General features: G+C 44.2%; 13 protein-coding genes. 8 read left to right on the top strand and 5 right to left on the bottom strand.

Translation table 11 applies throughout. From position 1 onward, the window contains the following. The first annotated feature begins 11 nt into the window (after positions 1-11). On the top strand, positions 12-710 hold the full coding sequence (locus tag J7I42_RS18625) for a uracil-DNA glycosylase family protein (protein ID WP_209140351.1): 699 nt from the start codon (positions 12-14) through the stop codon (positions 708-710). Between the two features lie 85 nt (positions 711-795). On the opposite strand, the gene miaE is transcribed toward J7I42_RS18625, so the two are convergent. Then, positions 796-1,404: a tRNA-(ms[2]io[6]A)-hydroxylase gene (miaE, locus tag J7I42_RS18620; RefSeq protein ID WP_209140350.1), complete on the bottom strand. Its 609-nt coding sequence runs from the start codon at positions 1,402-1,404 to the stop codon at positions 796-798. A 74-nt stretch (positions 1,405-1,478) separates the two neighbouring features. On the opposite strand from miaE, the gene J7I42_RS18615 reads away from it, so the two are divergent. Next, the gene (locus J7I42_RS18615; RefSeq protein WP_209140349.1) at positions 1,479-2,576 is read left to right on the top strand and encodes an aminotransferase class I/II-fold pyridoxal phosphate-dependent enzyme; all 1,098 of its coding nucleotides are present in this window, start codon (positions 1,479-1,481) and stop codon (positions 2,574-2,576) included. A gap of 88 nt (positions 2,577-2,664) precedes the next feature. Here the strand turns inward: J7I42_RS18615 and J7I42_RS18610 are convergent, their stop codons facing one another. Continuing rightward, positions 2,665-3,147: a cupin domain-containing protein gene (locus tag J7I42_RS18610; protein WP_209140348.1), complete on the bottom strand. Its 483-nt coding sequence runs from the start codon at positions 3,145-3,147 to the stop codon at positions 2,665-2,667. Between the two features lie 577 nt (positions 3,148-3,724). On the opposite strand from J7I42_RS18610, the gene J7I42_RS18605 reads away from it, so the two are divergent. From J7I42_RS18605 to trhO, 5 genes are all read left to right on the top strand, one after another. Then, positions 3,725-6,172, top strand: a complete 2,448-nt coding sequence (locus J7I42_RS18605) for a penicillin acylase family protein (protein WP_209140347.1) — start codon at positions 3,725-3,727, stop codon at positions 6,170-6,172. A gap of 7 nt (positions 6,173-6,179) precedes the next feature. Further along, positions 6,180-6,542 carry a hypothetical protein gene (locus tag J7I42_RS18600; protein ID WP_209140346.1) on the top strand — a complete coding sequence of 121 codons (363 nt, stop codon included), beginning with the start codon at positions 6,180-6,182 and terminating at the stop codon, positions 6,540-6,542. A gap of 6 nt (positions 6,543-6,548) precedes the next feature. Then, entirely contained in the window at positions 6,549-7,016 is a 468-nt protein-coding gene (locus tag J7I42_RS18595) for an RDD family protein (RefSeq protein WP_209140345.1), read from the top strand. Positions 7,017-7,136: 120 nt separating this feature from the next. Beyond that, complete coding sequence (locus tag J7I42_RS18590; protein ID WP_209140344.1) at positions 7,137-9,602, top strand: DUF5686 and carboxypeptidase regulatory-like domain-containing protein; 2,466 nt, start codon at positions 7,137-7,139, stop codon at positions 9,600-9,602. Between the two features lie 171 nt (positions 9,603-9,773). Next, a complete protein-coding gene (trhO, locus tag J7I42_RS18585; RefSeq protein WP_209140343.1) occupies positions 9,774-10,826 on the top strand; it encodes an oxygen-dependent tRNA uridine(34) hydroxylase TrhO in 1,053 nt (350 codons plus the stop codon). A gap of 84 nt (positions 10,827-10,910) precedes the next feature. Here trhO and J7I42_RS18580 read toward each other — a convergent pair whose 3' ends face one another. Genes J7I42_RS18580 through J7I42_RS18570 form a run of 3 tightly spaced genes read right to left on the bottom strand, consistent with a single transcriptional unit; the run spans position 10,911 to position 13,453 of the window. Next, complete coding sequence (locus J7I42_RS18580; protein WP_209140342.1) at positions 10,911-12,023, bottom strand: lactonase family protein; 1,113 nt, start codon at positions 12,021-12,023, stop codon at positions 10,911-10,913. A 14-nt stretch (positions 12,024-12,037) separates the two neighbouring features. Beyond that, on the bottom strand, positions 12,038-12,496 hold the full coding sequence (locus J7I42_RS18575) for a DUF3592 domain-containing protein (RefSeq protein WP_209140341.1): 459 nt from the start codon (positions 12,494-12,496) through the stop codon (positions 12,038-12,040). A 30-nt stretch (positions 12,497-12,526) separates the two neighbouring features. Then, entirely contained in the window at positions 12,527-13,453 is a 927-nt protein-coding gene (locus J7I42_RS18570) for a phosphoribosylaminoimidazolesuccinocarboxamide synthase (protein WP_209140340.1), read from the bottom strand. 146 nt (positions 13,454-13,599) lie between these two features. Between J7I42_RS18570 and J7I42_RS18565 the strand changes: the two genes are divergently transcribed. After that, positions 13,600-16,533 carry a TonB-dependent receptor gene (locus J7I42_RS18565; RefSeq protein ID WP_209140339.1) on the top strand — a complete coding sequence of 978 codons (2,934 nt, stop codon included), beginning with the start codon at positions 13,600-13,602 and terminating at the stop codon, positions 16,531-16,533. Positions 16,534-16,548 lie beyond the last annotated feature (15 nt).

Below are 16,548 nucleotides of genomic sequence, written 5' to 3'. Positions count from 1 at the left end.
AATTAGGGAACATGAAAGCCACCGGTCAAAATCTTACGCAATCGTATGCAATACTGGAATTTTATAAAAACCTGAAGCCGGCACTCACCTTGCCAGCTGGTGTGGCCATCATGAACCCGTTTTCCGATGCAGTTGCTTTGCAATTAGCGGAAACATTCTACAATAAATTTTATAAGGACCATCATCCGCGTAAGTTCATATTTGGGATCAATCCCGGGCGGTTTGGCGCCGGGGTTACAGGGGTCCCTTTTACCGATCCTATCCGGCTGAAAGAGATTTGTGGTATTGAAAGCGATCTGCCTAAAAAGGCGGAATTGTCGTCGCTGTTTGTATATGACGTGATAGCTGCCTACGGTGGGCCTGAAGCTTTTTATTACGATTTTTATATAACGGCTTTATCACCGCTGGGTTTTACAAAAGATGGCGTTAACCTGAATTATTACGACGATAAGGAATTGCTTAAAGACAGCGAACCGTTTATTTTAAAGTGCATTCGCGAGCAGTTGGATACCATTGCTACTACCAGGGATGTATGTTATTGTTTGGGCGAAGGCACCAATTACAAGATCTTTCAAAAATTAAATGCTAAACATCAGTTCTTTAAAGAGATCATTCCATTGCCACATCCTCGTTGGGTAATGCAATATCGCAGAAAGAAGATCGATGAGTTTGTTAAGGTGTATGTAGAGAAACTTAGAATCAGTTTGTAGTTTGTGGTTGCTGCCGCGCTTTGAGGTTCAAAATTAATTTTGAGCCCATGCACTAAAGAACAACAAACCGCAAACCACAAACAAGCTAATGCATTCTATCTCCCCGCACTTCCAGTTTTTGAATTAGATCCGCTTCAAAGGTGAGCCATTCCTGCCACCTTTTGCGAACAGTAGGTTTATCGACATATGTTTCTGCCAGTTCAATAAATAAATGGTAATGGCCGGCTTCGCTTTCCATAAAGCGGCGATAGAAGTTACGCAGGTATTCATCATCGAGCCCTTCGCTGAGGCGTTTAAAACGTTCGCAGCTGCGGGCCTCGATCAGGGCGAAGATCAATAGTTTATCCAGCAGGCGCTGTTCGGGGCTCCCGTCTTTTTTTTGAAATACCTGTAATTGATTTACATATTCGTCCTTACGTTGTTTACCTAATTTAAGGTTGCGTTTTTGCAACTCTGCCAGTACCAGGCGGAAATGCCCCCATTCTTCGGTAACAATGGGCGCCAGATCTGTCACCAGTTTTTCTAATTCGCTGTACCGCTGAATAAGTGAGATGCAGCTGGTGGCTGCTTTTTGTTCACAATAGGCGTGGTCGGTAAGAATGTACTCCAGTGATAATTCGGCCAGGTTCACCCAGCGTGGATCGGTGGGCAGGTGCAGGCCCAGAATATTCTTAGTATCGTTGGTAGTGCTCATAAAGTGCACAAAGTTAACACGTAAGTGCGATATATTTGCTTTGCCCGAACCGTGGCACGGTTAAGCTATTAATTATGAACGACAACTTTCTACTTAAAAAGCTCAATGAACGGCAGGCGCAAAATGCATTCCGCAGGCTGTTATTGCCCGATGGTAAAACCGATTTTTGTTCAAACGATTACCTGGGAATTGTACACAACCAGCTCATTGAAAAACAATTGGGCAAAGATGCCCCTGAGGGATACCGGCACGGTTCAACCGGTTCCCGGTTGCTGGCCGGTAATTATACGTTGGTAGAAGAAACCGAAAAAATACTGGCGGCCTTTCATGAGGCCGAAGCCGGTTTGATCTTTAATTCGGGTTACGATGCCAACCTGGGTTTGTTAAGTTGTGTTCCCCAGCGCGGCGATACTATCATTTACGATTATTTAAGCCATGCCTCCTTACGCGATGGCATCCGATTGAGTTTTGCACAGTCTTTTGCTTTTAAGCATAACGACCTGGCCGACCTGGAAAAAAGATTACAGGCCGCAACCGGTACCATTTTCGTGGTAACGGAATCCGTATTTTCCATGGATGGTGATATGGCCCCTCTTATCGAGATCAGCGCCTTATGTCAGCAATATGGCGCCCACCTGATAGTGGATGAAGCGCATGCTACAGGTGTGGTAGGCGTAAAAGGAGCTGGATTGGTACAACAGCTTAACCTGCAAACAGCCTGTTTTGCCCGCGTTCATACATTTGGCAAGGCCGTAGGTTGCCATGGCGCCATTGTACTGGGCAGTGAGCAGTTGCGCAATTATCTGGTGAATTTTTGCCGGTCGTTTATATACAGTACGTCCCTGCCCGAAGCAAGTGTGGCTGCAATACGTTGTGCATATGAGTTATTCCCCGGGATGAATAAGGAACGGGCGCATTTGCAACAATTGATCAATACCTTTCAGCAGGCAACCATGCCCTGGGAGAAGCTGGTTTCCCATACGCCTATACAAATAGCGATCATCCCCGGCAATGATGCCGTGAAAAAGGTAGCCGGTGCATTACAGTCAGCCGGCCTCGATATTCGCCCCATATTATATCCTACGGTTCCTTCCGGAAAGGAGAGATTGCGGATTGTATTACATGCGTTTAATACGTTGCAACAGGTTGAAGAAGTTATTAACTGTTTGTAGTGTGTTGTTTGTGGTTTGTTGTTCTTCAATTCGAAGTTCAAAATTAATTACGAGCCTCAAAGCGCGGCAGCAACCACAAACTACAAACCTACTTCTTAGTTGGTTCTTCCGGTAAATAATAAGTTTCATTGGGACCTATACCCGATACCTGCATGGTACATTCCTGTGTAAACCATTCAAAATGCGGCTGATCGGCTTTGATCACTACAAAACTGCCAGGGCCATATGCAATGGAAGGAGCTGTAGTATCGAATTTCTTTTCCTGAACAATATGGGCCGAGCCGCTTAAGATGGTTATATACAGATCGGAATTATGTACATGCGGCATGCCTTTATAACCGGGTGGGAAGATGTAACGTTCTGTAAAAAATCCTTGTTTAGTGCGTAGTCCGGCGAGATAAATGTTCTTTCTACCGCTGGCCAGCACAGTGTCTTTCACGGGCGGGAGTATCATTTTAGCATTTTCACCTGTATTCATTGGCGGACTTGCAATGTTCTGTACCGGATGATTGGTACAGGACAGCCATGGAACCAGTAGCATTGCCATGGCGTAAAAGGCTGTCTTTTTCATAGCAAACAATATTTAGGTGACGAATAATGAAAAGAACTGATGAGTAAGTTACTACAATTTCAGGAATTACATCCTGGTTTATGCCCGAACGGCAGATTCGGGCTGGTGGTGCGGCCCTGAAACGGGACCATCGGGTGGAATTAGATAAAAAAGAGAATCCCACCTTGCGGCGGGATTCGGTACCACGGACTGTAACCTCTAAGGTTGATGAACTAAACGATTGCTGATGACTACTGAACTGCGAACAACTTGAATGTATAATTGCTATACAAATAATGCGATTAATATTAGCCCGGCAAATAACAAAGCCAGCACTCTCTTTTTTCGTTGATAGATCCGGGCTTCCATCTCATTTCATTTTTTTAAAGCATATACTGCTTTAGATCACACTACAAATGTCAGAATTAGCAGTGGTCCTTACAATACAACTTTGTGGTAGTTTTCACACATTTAAATAAGCGCTTATCAATGGGAATAAGTGCTAATTGCTTGTAGCAGAAGAGATGCGTTAACAGGTAATTAAAAAAAATACACTACTTTTAAAAAATCCTTCTAATCCCTGATGTGAATTAGCAATATGCGCATTATTCCATTTATTATTACCGTAGTGGTTACTATGGGTTTAATTGTAACCTTAAGCAAGCCTATAGGCAGCATTCCGCCCCTGGGCAGTTTTCTTAGTCCACAAACCGGATTTTGGCAGAATGCAGAGCCTGTTAATGCCCATGCCAACATTGATCTTAATTTTCCGCAACTCAAAGACAAGGTACAGGTGTACTTCGATGACAGAATGGTACCACATGTATTTGCTCAGAACGATGAGGACCTGTATTTCGTTCAGGGGTATCTGCATGCAAAATTCCGCCTCTGGCAAATGGAATTTCAAACCTATGCCGCTGCCGGCCGTTTGTGTGAAGTGCTGGGGCCTGGTCCCAACAATGACTATTTGAATTACGACCGTAATATGCGCCGGGTAGGAATGCAATTTGGCGCCCGGCATTCACTCGATAGCATGGAAAACGATCCTGTTAGCAAAAGCATCGTCGATGCCTATACTTCCGGGGTGAATGCCTATATAAACAATTTATCGGCCGATGAACTGCCACTGGAATACCGGTTGCTTAATTATGTGCCCGAACACTGGAACAATTACAAGACAGCGCTCTTCCTGAAATATATGAGCTATAGTCTTACCGGTTCAGAAAATGATTTTGAATTAACAAATGTGCGCAATGTTTTGAGCCGCGAAGACTTTGAGATACTGTACCCAACCATGCAGGATTCACTGGACCCAATTATTCCCAAAGGCGAGGTCTTTTCGGCGCCGGCAATACGTCCGCAAATGCCTGTTTCTTCTGACAGCATATATTTTAAATGGAACACGTTTGCCGACATCAATGCAACACCTGTTGATAAACCCGATAAAGACAACGGCAGTAATAACTGGGCCGTGAGCGGTGCCAAAACAAAAAGCGGCCGCCCTATTTTATGTAACGACCCACACCTTGACCTGAACCTGCCATCCCTTTGGTTCGAAATGCAATTGCATACTCCCCAATACAATGTGTATGGAGTTAGTTTTCCCGGGTCACCTGCGGTGATCATAGGGTTTAACGATAGCTGCTCCTGGGGGGTAACCAATGCCCAGCGCGATGTGAAGGACTATTATAATATCAAATTCAAAGACGAAACCAAAGAACAATACTTTTTCAATGGCAACTGGGTAAACAGCGACCTGCATATAGATACCATTAAAATAAAAGGCGCCCTGCCTTTTTATGATACCGTTGCCTATACCGTCTTCGGCCCTGTACAATACGATAATTCCTTTACCGGCAAAAAACGCACTACACCCAATAACAGCTTTGCTGTAAAATGGCAAGCACACGAGGGGTCAAATGAATTGAAGACTTTTTATCTGCTTAACCGCACAAAGAATATGGGCGATTACCGGGAAGCCATTAAAAACTTTCATTGCCCGGGACAGAACTTTGTGTTTGCTTCAAAAAGCGGCGATATAGCCATCTGGCAACAGGGGGAGTTTCCGGCCAAGTGGCGGCGCCAGGGCGATTTCATAATGCCGGGTGTTGATTCTTCTTATTTGTGGCAGGGAACAATTGAACAATCTGAAAACCCGCATCTCGAAAATCCGGAGCGTGGTTTTGTAAGCAGCGCCAACCAAATGGCGGCAGATACTTCGTATCCCTATTACCTGGGGGGGCATTTTCCCATTTACCGGGGAATTATGATCAACCGGTATTTGCGGCAAATGAGCGGTATTACCATCGATGATATGAAAAAAATGCAAACCGATAATTTCAATGTGTTTGCAGAAACAGCCCTGCCTTTGTTGATGGCCAATGTAGATGAAAGTACCTTAAGCATTGAAGAAAAAAAATACCTTGATATTTTACGTGGCTGGAATTTACGTGGTGATGCGGTGGAAAAAGCTCCGGCTATTTTTCAACTATGGTTCGATAACCTGGAGTTGGAAGTATGGGACGACGACCTGGAAGTAGCCAACAAACCTGTTAAAGTACCGGACGAAGCTACGCTGGTGCATTGTCTTAACATGTCGAATTTCAAATTTGCCGACAATATAAAAACCAACCAGGTAGAAACGGTTAGGGATGTAGTAACAGCCGCCTTCAAAAAAACGGTGCCGGTGGTATCCCTTGCCGATCAGAAAGCCAATCTGAACTGGGGTAAATATAAAGATGGGGGCATCAGGCATTTGCTGCGGCTGGCCCCATTAAGCCGGTTTCATTTAATGACCGGCGGCGGCGAGAATATGATCAATGCCACCAAACAATTTCATGGGCCAAGCTGGCGCATGATCGTTGAGTTGACTGATAAAACTGAAGCCTGGGGCATTTATCCCGGCGGGCAAAGCGGCAACCCCGGCAGCCAGTACTACGATAATTTTATCGATAAATGGTCTGAAGGGAAGTATGATAAACTATGGGTGATGGATGCAGGAGAAGCTAAAGACAAAAGGGTCCTTTTCACTATGAACTTTAATTAAAGCACAGATGAAATTTGGTGTTTCCATATTACTGACAATCGTGGTAAGTTTTGCGGCCGGGTTCTATTTACCTTTCTGGAGTGTAGCGCTGGTATCGTTTTGCGTAGCCGCTTTTATCTATCAAAAACCTGGTATGGCCTGGCTAACAGGTTTTGTAAGCATATTATTATTCTGGGGATTACTCGCCTGGTGGATAGACGCACAAAACGACAGTATTTTATCAACCCGCATGGCCAGCCTGTTTCCTTTAGGCGGTTCTTCCGCAATGCTAATACTAATAACCGGTGTAGTGGGAGCCATTATTGGCGGGCTGTCTGCTTTATCGGGAAGTTTTCTACGTAAGTATATCGATAGCCGGGAAAGGTATTAACTGTTTATGGAAGATATTCTAAGAGATTTTGAGTCGCCACCGCCGGCATCAAAATTTATCCGCTGGCTGGCCAGTTTTGTTGACTACCTGATCTACGCTTTAGTAACAGGTGTGATCATTCATTTTTCGGATGGCCGCTGGCTAACAATAAAAGGTAATGGAGAATGGGTAGGTTTATATAATGATATTATAAACAATGCCTTCGTTGTTATACCCTGGCTGGTGATACTGCCAGGTTATGAAACCTTTAATAAGGGTCAAACCATTGGTAAGGTCATGTTTGGGATAAGGGTCTTAAATCATGATGGCTCAAAATTAGACATCGTTAGCAGTATAGTCAGACATCTGTTCGATTTTGTTGATTTTCTTCCTTTTGGTGGCATGGTAGGGGTAGCTACTGCCAACAGCAATAAAAAAGCGCAGCGCGTGGGTGATCTGGTCGCAAAGACAATTGTAGTGCAGGCCAATGGCTAAGTGCTACATATTTCCGGTTCATATATAAAAAGGGCTGTCTGATCTATTTGTAAGCTGTTTTAACTATTTTACTGAGTAGCTAATCAACAATTGGCCTTATTTTCGCGTTCGTCGCGCGATATGAGAATACTGACCTTAATTTCCCTCTTTATTGTTGGCTTTACATCCGTGCACGCTGCCCGTATCAGCGGCAAGGTTACTGACGAAAAAGGACAGGCGCTTGTGTATGCTTCCATCCTGGTAAAAGGCACTACACTGGGCACAACGGCCAATAAAGAAGGGGATTACTTCCTGCAGCTACCCCCCGGTTCTTACACCATCGTTGCCCAATACGTAGGTTATAGCCGGCAGGAAAAAACGATCACCATAAGTGCAGACAATATCACACTCGATTTTCAGCTTTCCATACAACAATTCAATTTAAAGGAAGTAGTAGTAAAACCCGGAGGGGAAGACCCTGCCTATGAGATCATTCGCAATGCCATAAAAAAAAGACCGTATTATCAGCACCAGCTCAATACCTTTCAATGTGAAGTGTATATAAAGGGCCAGCTGCAGTTACGCGCCTACCCTAAAAAATTCCTGGGCGAAACAATTGATTTTGAAGATGGTGATACCAGTCAACGGAAAATGCTTTTTCTCTCTGAAACTGTAGCAAGATATTCTGTTGAAAAGCCGCGTAAGAACAAGATTGAAGTATTATCAACCAAGGTAAGCGGTAGAAGTGATGAGTTTGGATTAAGCACACCCCAGATCGTTTCGTTTTATGAGAACAATATCCAGGTAGGCCGCAACCTGAACCCACGTGGATTTATTTCGCCCATCGCTGCCAGTGCGCTGAATTTTTACCGCTATCAATACGAAGGCAGTTTTATTGAAGATGGCCGCGAGATCAATCGCATTAAAGTAACGCCTAGGCGACGGTATGAACCGTTGTTCACCGGGTATATCAATATCACTGAAGGCGACTGGCGTATTCACAGTTTGCAATTGCGGCTTACCAAGGCCTCGCAAATGGAATTGATTGACTCGCTGAATATTGAACAATTGTATGTGCCGTTTAACAAAGAGGTATGGGTGATAAAAACGCAGGTATTGTACCCGGCCGTAAAACTGCTGGGCTTTGATGCATTTGGCAGTTTTGTAAATGTGTATTCCCAGTTTAACACTGCGCCTGCTTTTGAGCGGAGATTCTTTAACAATACCTATCTGAAGATCTATGAAGGATCCAATAAAAAACCGGCTGCCTTTTGGGATTCTGTTCGCCCGCTGCCACTACAGGCCGATGAAATAGCCGATTATACCAAGAAGGACAGCCTGGAAAAAGCACATAAAGATCCGCATTACCTCGATTCTATCGATCGCCGGCGTAATAAACCACACCTGTTTCCCCTGGTGGCAACAGGCCAGTTATTCTACCGCGAAAAAAAGCGGGAAATGTACAGCGTGAATCCGGTGCTGGAAACCTTTGCTTACAATACGGTGGAAGGGTGGCTTGGCAGCTTTGGCGGCAGCTATACCAAACTGCTGGATACTATTCCCGGGTCGCGACGGGCCTTTAGTATAGAACCTGCCCTGCGGTATGGACTCAGCAATCATCACCTCAATGCCTCAGGCACCTTTACCTATACGCATGGAAAAAAGTACTTTTCTTCGTTTTCGCTAAGCGGGGGTAGTTGGGTGTACCAGATCAATAATGCCAATCCCATTGGCCAGTTAAGTAATACCATTCGCAGCTGGTTGTTTGAACGCAATTATGCCAAGTTTTATGAAGCCTGGTATGCACGGTTCAACTTTTCAAAAGATGTAGGAAATGGGATCACTGTTTTTGGCGGATTGAAATACGAAGACCGTATTCCGTTGGAGAATACCTCCTCATATTCATTAGGCGATCGCAAGGGGATTGAGTTCACCCCGAATTTCCCTATTGAAATTATGGCGGAAAACTTTGAAAGGCACCAGGCATTGATCGCTAATGGTGGTATTAGCTGGTTGCCCGGAACAAAATATATTGAATATCCCGACAGGATCGTGAACGTAGGTTCCCACTATCCCTTGTTAACCCTCTCGTACTGGCAGGGCATTTCCAACTGGCTGGGCAGTGATATCAATTATGCCAAATGGCGGTTTGATGTGCAACAAAACCTGAACCTGAACCTGGGAGGTAATTTTCGCTATAAATGGGCCCTTGGAGGCTTTATACGGCGCGACAGCGTAGAGGTAATAGATTATACCCATTTTAACGGTAACCAGGTCCTGGCCTCTGTGGAGTACCTGAATGGCTTTCAGTTATTGCCCTACTATAAGTACAGCAATAAGAACCGGCTGTATGCAGAAGGGCATATTGAACATCATTTTAATGGACTGCTCACCAATAAGATACCTCTTTTCAGGGCAATAAATTGGTACCTCGTAGCGGGTGCCAATGGCCTGTATGCCGATAGTGATAAGGAATATGTGGAGGTCTTCGCTGGTTTTGAGAACATCCTGAAAATTGCCCGCCTGGATCTTGTCTGGGGCTTCGATAAAGACAAGGTCTCTACATTTGGTATTCGATTGGGAATCAGAGGATTTGGGAAGCTGTAAAACAGTTTGTAGGTTATTGAGTTATTGAGTTCTTTTAATTGTTGATTTCTAAATTTTTAGAAGCCTCATGAAATTCAGAACTAATGAACTTAAAAACTTAATAACTAATAAACTAAATTTGCCGCGTTTATAATTTTTGACTGCCCTGCAAGCGGTCGCAAAAATTCAATTATGGCAATCTTACATAACCGCGTCTCCCAAAAGGAGCTGAAAGAACGTTTGTACCAGGAAACAGAACCCCGTACTACCATTTCTTTTTATAAGTATTTTCCCATCCCCGAACCTGAACAATTCCGCAACGAGCTGTACAAAAATCTGGAAGTATTAAAAGTGTTTGGCCGCATTTATGTGGCGAATGAAGGCATTAATGCCCAGATCAGCGTACCGGCCAGTAATTTTGAAGCCTTTAAAACTTATTTATATTCCATTGAGCCTTTGAGCGGTTTGCGCCTGAACATTGCAGTAGATGATGACGGCAAATCGTTTTGGGTGCTGAAAATAAAAGTGCGCGACAAGATCGTGGCCGATGGCATTTCCGATGAGACCTTTAACATGGCCAATAAAGGCAGGTATGTAAACGCCGAACAGTTGAATGCCATGCTAAACGACCCTGAGACCATTGTGGTTGACATGCGCAATCATTATGAATATGAGGTGGGCCATTTTGTAAAGGCGCTGGAAGTGCCCAGCGATACTTTCCGTGAGCAACTGCCCATGGCGGTTGATATGCTGAAAGACCAGAAAGATAAGAATATCATTATGTATTGCACCGGTGGCATACGATGCGAAAAAGCCAGTGCATACATGCTTCATCACGGGTTTCAAAACGTGTTTCACCTGGAAGGCGGCATTATCAATTATGCCAAACAGGTGAAGGATGATGGGCTTGATAGCAAGTTCATTGGAAAGAACTTTGTGTTTGATAACAGGCTGGGGGAGCGCATTACACCTGATATCATTGCCCGTTGTCACCAGTGCGGTAACCCGGCCGATACCCATGTGAATTGTGCCAACGATGGTTGTCACCTGTTATTTATCCAGTGCGAAAATTGCGCTCAGCATCATGAAGGCTGCTGCAGCAAGGAATGCCAGGATTTTATTCATTTACCCGAGGAAGAAAGAAAAGAACAGCGCAAGGGCATCGATAAGGGACGGAATATCTTTAATAAATCGCGCGCCAGATTAAGACCTAAGCTGGGAGACAGAGGAGGCAATGGGGAATAGGCAATGGGCTCACAACTTACAACTGAAATCAAAACGCACTGTAAACATAGGACATGTAACAGTGCGTTTTTGCTTTTAATATTTTTAGTCTTCTTTTGCCCACTTCAAACAAACAGGTTTACCAACTTCGATGCGTTTGCCTGTATCGGTTAACAAACCGGTTTCTTTGTTGCGTTTAAAGATCACAATATTGTTGCTTTCCTGATTGGCCACCAGTAAAAAGTTCCCTGTAGGATCGATGGTGAAGTTGCGTGGTATCTCGCCCTGGGTAGATACTGTGGCGATATGTGTAAGTTTACCGTTCGGGGTATTGATTGAAAAAATGGCAATAGAATCCGGAGCCCGGTTAGTGGCATACAGGAATTTACCATCGGGCGAAACATGAATATCAGCCGACCATTTCTTTTCTTTAAAATCAGCGGCATAAGTTGAAATGCGTTGGAACAAGGTCAATTTCCCATTGTTGTACTTATAGCCCGAAACTTCACCGCCCATTTCCTCAACCAGGTAGGCCAGTTTTCCATTGGGATGAAAGGTAAAATGGCGTGGGCCGCTGCCGGGTGGGGTAGCTACAAAGGGAACAGACGCCGGTTCTGGTTTACCACTGCCCGGGTTGAATGAATAGATCATTACTTTATCGATACCCAGATCAGGCGTAAAAATGTATTTGTCGTCGGGCGAGAAAACGGTGGAATGCACATGTGGTTTTTCCTGTCTTTCTTTATTCACACTGCTGCCGGTATGTTGAATGGTAGTAGGAACGCCTAGTGTGCCGTTGGCCATAATAGGCAGGGTAGAAAAGCTGCCGCCGGTATAATTGGCTACGGCTACCCATTTGCCGGTTTTATTTACGGCTACATAAGCCGGGTGGTCGCCACCACTGGTTTGCTTATCGATGTACTTTAAGGAGCCATTGCTTTTGTCGAACGAAAAAACTGATACGCTGCCTTTATCACTGGCGTCTTCATTTACAGCGTACACAAATTTTTCATCCGGCGAAAGATCGAGATAGGAGGGGTTTGAGGCGGTAGCTTTATTTACATAGGAAGCCTCACCGGTTTCCGTATTCATTTTATATACATATATGCCCTCGCTATTTCCACGCGTATAGGTGCCGATTATTAAGTAGTAATTCGTTTGGCAATTGGTAATAATGGGAATTACAAGCAATAGTAAACTGTGCCAGATGTGTTTCATATAGGGAAGATACACTATAAAACATCAACTAAATACAAACATGCGATGATAAAAGAGATGATTGCAAGGGTCAGGAGTATTATTATCTTTCGGTATTTTTCCCAGGGAGTGCATACCACAACATCACCGGGAAAAGAGTCATTGTAAACCACTTTTATTTGATCGCCAATTGACCATCGGCCCCATTCTTCGGAGCTGCCATGGGTAAATATTAATTCAGTATGATCGTGAGTGACAACTTTAAAGTGGGGTATGTAGGTTGTTCTTTTCCCATCCTCCGTATCACGGATAGATACTTCAATTCTTATGACAATGGCGTATGCTTCGATTCCATACTTTAAAAAGGTTATACGATCTTTGAGAAAAAAAAGACCAAAGATCAGAAAGAGTGTGCCGGCTATGAAGTAGGCATATTCCATATCAGTTGGTAAATCAAGCACAAAATATAAAAAGCCCCGATGCTTTCTAAACACCGGGGCTTAATTATTTATTACCTGTTTGCTTTACTTCAATTCGCCAAGGGCCTTCACCACGCGCGTATAGGTTTCATCTTCGTTCAGTGCTTCGGGTTTAAAGGGTTCCCCGATCACTTTCTCATATAATTCTATATATCGTTTTGAGATGGTGTTGATCCATTCGTCGCTCATTTCGGGAACGGTTTGTCCTTCTTTGCCCATAAAATTGTTGGCAATAAGCCATTCGCGTACAAATTCTTTGCTCAGCTGTTGCTGGCGTTCGCCGGTTTTTTGTCTTTCCTCAAAGCCATCGGCGTAAAAATAGCGGCTGCTATCGGGTGTATGGATCTCATCCATCAAATAAATGGTGTCACCGATCTTTCCAAACTCATATTTTGTATCTACTAATATAAGTCCTTGTTTGGCGGCAATTTCCTTTCCACGTTCAAACAGTTTCAAGGCATATGCTGACAGTACAGCCCAGTCAGCAGCCGATGCCAGTCCGGTGGCAATGATCTCTTCCTTCGAAATATCTTCGTCGTGACCGGCTTCTGCCTTAGTGCTTGGTGTTATGATGGGAGTAGGGAAATAATCATTTTCTTTCATGCCTTCGGGTAGGGGAACACCGCATAATTCCCGTTTGCCACTAGCATAAGTACGCCAGGCATGACCCGTTAAATTACCACGTACAACCATTTCTATCTTAAAGGGAACACATTTTTTACCTATCGATACGTTGGGGGCCGGAACTGATACTAACCAGTTGGGACATATGTCGCGGGTAGCCTGCAACATATAGGCAGCAATCTGATTTAATACCTGTCCTTTATAAGGAATAGGGCGGGGTAATATTACATCAAATGCAGAAATACGGTCACTGGCTATCATTACGAGCCATTGATCGTCAATGGTATATACATCTCTGACCTTGCCCTTGTAAAACTTCGTCTGCTGCGGAAATTGTAATGATTTCATGGGCCGAAGATACCAGAGGTGAATAATATCATGAAAAAAAAGAATTCCCGAAATATCAACAAAATCAACAAGATGTGTTTAAATAAAATTTTCTGTTGAAACATACAAATCGTATTTTGCTCTATAACCAAAAAAACTCCATGGCTATGAGTAAATATTCTCGTTGCCTGGCAGCTTTATCCTTGCTCTTAATGATTACGATTGCTGCCAGTTCTCAAACCACTATTTCCGGGACCGTACGAAGTAGTACAAACAAGGAAATTATTCCTTTTGCTACCGTATCGATCAAAGGATCAAGTTCCGGAACCTTTACCGATGAAAAGGGAACATTCAAGTTCGCAAGTTCCCATGCATTGCCCCTCACCTTAGTTGTTTCTTCAGTAGGCTTTACTTCAAAAGAAGTACAGGTAACAAGCGCCGGGTCCATAGATATTGACCTGGACCCTGGTTCCAGTTTAGGTGCTGAGGTGGTTGTTTCCGCCAGCCGGGTACCAGAACGGATTCTGGAATCGCCCGTGTCTATTGAACGGATGAATGTGGGGGCCATCCGGGCATCGGCTGCACCCAATTATTATGATGGGGTGGCTAACCTGAAAGGGGTCGATCTTACAACATCGAGCTTGACCTTTCGCACCATCAGCACCCGGGGTTTTAATGGTAGTGGTAACCTGCGTTTTAACCAGTTGGTTGATGGAATGGATAACCAGGCACCTGGTTTAAATTTCAGCGTGGGTAATATCATTGGCCTTACCGAACTGGACGTTGACAATGTGGAGCTGTTACAAGGCGCCTCCTCTGCCCTGTATGGTTCGGGCGGTATGAATGGCACCCTGTTAATGAACAGTAAAAGTCCATGGAAGAACCAGGGACTTAGTTTTCAGGTAAAGCAGGGTTTTATGCATTTTAACGATCCTGCTAAGGACAATGCCACTCCGTATTACGACTGGTCGCTTCGCTATGCAAAAAAGATCAGTGATAAGTTTGCGTTCAGGATCTCCGGTCAGTTTGTAAAAGCCGATGACTGGCAGGCTACCGATTATCGCAACCTGAATAGGAACAATGTATTCAGTGAATTGAAACCTGGCGATCGCACCTCTGACCCCAACTATGATGGGGTGAATGTGTTTGGTGATGAGGCCAGCGCGAGTATGCAGGCTTTTGCACAGGCTGTTAGAGCCCAGGTTTCTGCAACGCCTGGTACAGCGCCTGCTTTGGCCGGTCTTGATGCACAGATCGCAGGCGGTTTAACACCGCAGCAAATCGCTGCTTCCTGGGCTGCTAATCCGGCATTGGCACCGTATGCAACCTATTTGCCTTTCTTAATTCCTACCAGTAATGCGCCTAACAATAATTACAAGGGAATATATGGAAGTCAATATGTAAGCCGTACAGGATATAATGAAAAAGACCTGGTTGATTATAACACGTATAATGTAAAACTGGCTGGTGCGCTTCATTATAAAATAACCGAGAATACGGAAGCAATCCTGGAGGGTAACTGGGGTACCGGTACTACTGTATATACAGGTGCTGACCGGTACAGCATCAAAAACCTGATCATGGGTCAGTATAAACTGGAATTTAAATCAAAAAACTGGTTTTTGAGGGGCTATACCATCCAGGAGAATTCAGGCGATGCCTTTACCGCCACCACCTCTGCTGTGGCTATTAACCGGTCCTGGAAGGCCGACCAATTGTGGTTTCAACAATATACCGGTACTTATGGGGCGGCCAGACTGGGAATATTACCGGGTGCTGGCGGCGCTGTATTACCCGATGCAACCGCGCATGGCACCGCCAGGGGCGTAGCCGATGGAGGTAGATATTTACCAGGTACACCTGAATATCAGGCGGCCTTTGATAATGCCGTAAGTAAATCAATAAAAGACGGTGGCTCTAAATTCATGGATGAAACCGATATGTATCATTTCGAAGGCCAGTATAATTTTACTGAAAAAATTAAATGGGCCGAAGTGCTGGTGGGCGCCAGTTACCGGTTGTATTCATTGAACTCGCATGGGACCATTTTTGCCGATACAACCGGCAGAATTGGTATCGGTGAAGTAGGTGGATATGCACAGGTATCCAAATGGGTAGTTGAAGACCTTTTGAAATTAACGGTGTCAGGTCGATACGATAAAAATGAAAATTTCAAAGGACGGTTTACACCGAGGGCTACGGCTTTGATAAAAGTGGCAAAAGACAACAGCTTCCGCTTATCTTATCAACAGGCATACCGTTTCCCTTCCACCCAGGACCAATGGATCAACCTGAGAACTCCGGCGAGCATACTCATTGGCGGTATGCCCGATTTTTATACGTTCTATCATTTCGATGCCAGTCCGGCGTATACTGCCGAAAGCATAGTTGATTACCGCAATTCAATAAATGCTGGTACACCTAATCCAACGTTACTGAAAGTTGCTGATTTCGGTACGCTGAAACCCGAAATAGCCAACTCATATGAAATAGGATATCGCGGTTTGCTTACCAGCAACCTGCTGATTGATGCCTATGGATATTATAGCCAATACAAAGATTTCCTGGGCCGTAAAGCGGTTGGCAGAGGGGCAAGCGCCGATCAGAGCAAAGCATTTGCTGAATTGGCTAGTCCGTTTACTACTACCAATTATTCTTTCATATATAATTCCTCCAGTACCGTAAAAGCTTTAGGTTGGGGGGTAAGTGTGAATTATAACCTTAAAAAAGGTTATCAGGTGGGGGTAAACGTTTCAGGTGATAAATTAAATGATGTAGAACCAGGATTGGTGACCTTCTTTAATACACCAAAAGTGCGTTTCAATGCCACCTTCGGTAATGAAAAGATAAATAACAGCAATTGGGGTTTTAACATCCTGTATCGCTGGCAGGATAAAATGCTGTGGGAAGGCACCTTTGGTAGTGGCGAAGTTGCCTCTTTTGGATCACTGGATGGCCAGGTTAATTATCGCCTGCCAAAGATCAAAAGTATGATCAAGCTGGGCGCTACTAATTTATTGAACAAGTATTATACAACCGCCTTTGGTAATCCAAGTGTAGGCGGTTTGTACTATGTGAGCTTTGGATATAATGTTTTTTAACGGATAAAGCTTATT

Source organism: Niastella soli, assembly GCF_017742245.1.
Taxonomy (GTDB): domain Bacteria; phylum Bacteroidota; class Bacteroidia; order Chitinophagales; family Chitinophagaceae; genus Niastella; species Niastella soli.
The sequence above is the reverse complement of the archived record's forward strand: the minus strand, read 5'-3'. Positions and strand labels throughout refer to the sequence as shown.

Coding starts and splice junctions, on each gene's coding strand:
- J7I42_RS18625 (WP_209140351.1), top strand. CDS start 12: ATGAAAGCCACCGGTCAAAATCTTACGCAATCGTATGCAATACTGGAA.
- miaE (WP_209140350.1), bottom strand. CDS start 1,404: ATGAGCACTACCAACGATACTAAGAATATTCTGGGCCTGCACCTGCCC.
- J7I42_RS18615 (WP_209140349.1), top strand. CDS start 1,479: ATGAACGACAACTTTCTACTTAAAAAGCTCAATGAACGGCAGGCGCAA.
- J7I42_RS18610 (WP_209140348.1), bottom strand. CDS start 3,147: ATGAAAAAGACAGCCTTTTACGCCATGGCAATGCTACTGGTTCCATGG.
- J7I42_RS18605 (WP_209140347.1), top strand. CDS start 3,725: ATGCGCATTATTCCATTTATTATTACCGTAGTGGTTACTATGGGTTTA.
- J7I42_RS18600 (WP_209140346.1), top strand. CDS start 6,180: ATGAAATTTGGTGTTTCCATATTACTGACAATCGTGGTAAGTTTTGCG.
- J7I42_RS18595 (WP_209140345.1), top strand. CDS start 6,549: ATGGAAGATATTCTAAGAGATTTTGAGTCGCCACCGCCGGCATCAAAA.
- J7I42_RS18590 (WP_209140344.1), top strand. CDS start 7,137: ATGAGAATACTGACCTTAATTTCCCTCTTTATTGTTGGCTTTACATCC.
- trhO (WP_209140343.1), top strand. CDS start 9,774: ATGGCAATCTTACATAACCGCGTCTCCCAAAAGGAGCTGAAAGAACGT.
- J7I42_RS18580 (WP_209140342.1), bottom strand. CDS start 12,023: ATGAAACACATCTGGCACAGTTTACTATTGCTTGTAATTCCCATTATT.
- J7I42_RS18570 (WP_209140340.1), bottom strand. CDS start 13,453: ATGAAATCATTACAATTTCCGCAGCAGACGAAGTTTTACAAGGGCAAG.
- J7I42_RS18565 (WP_209140339.1), top strand. CDS start 13,600: ATGAGTAAATATTCTCGTTGCCTGGCAGCTTTATCCTTGCTCTTAATG.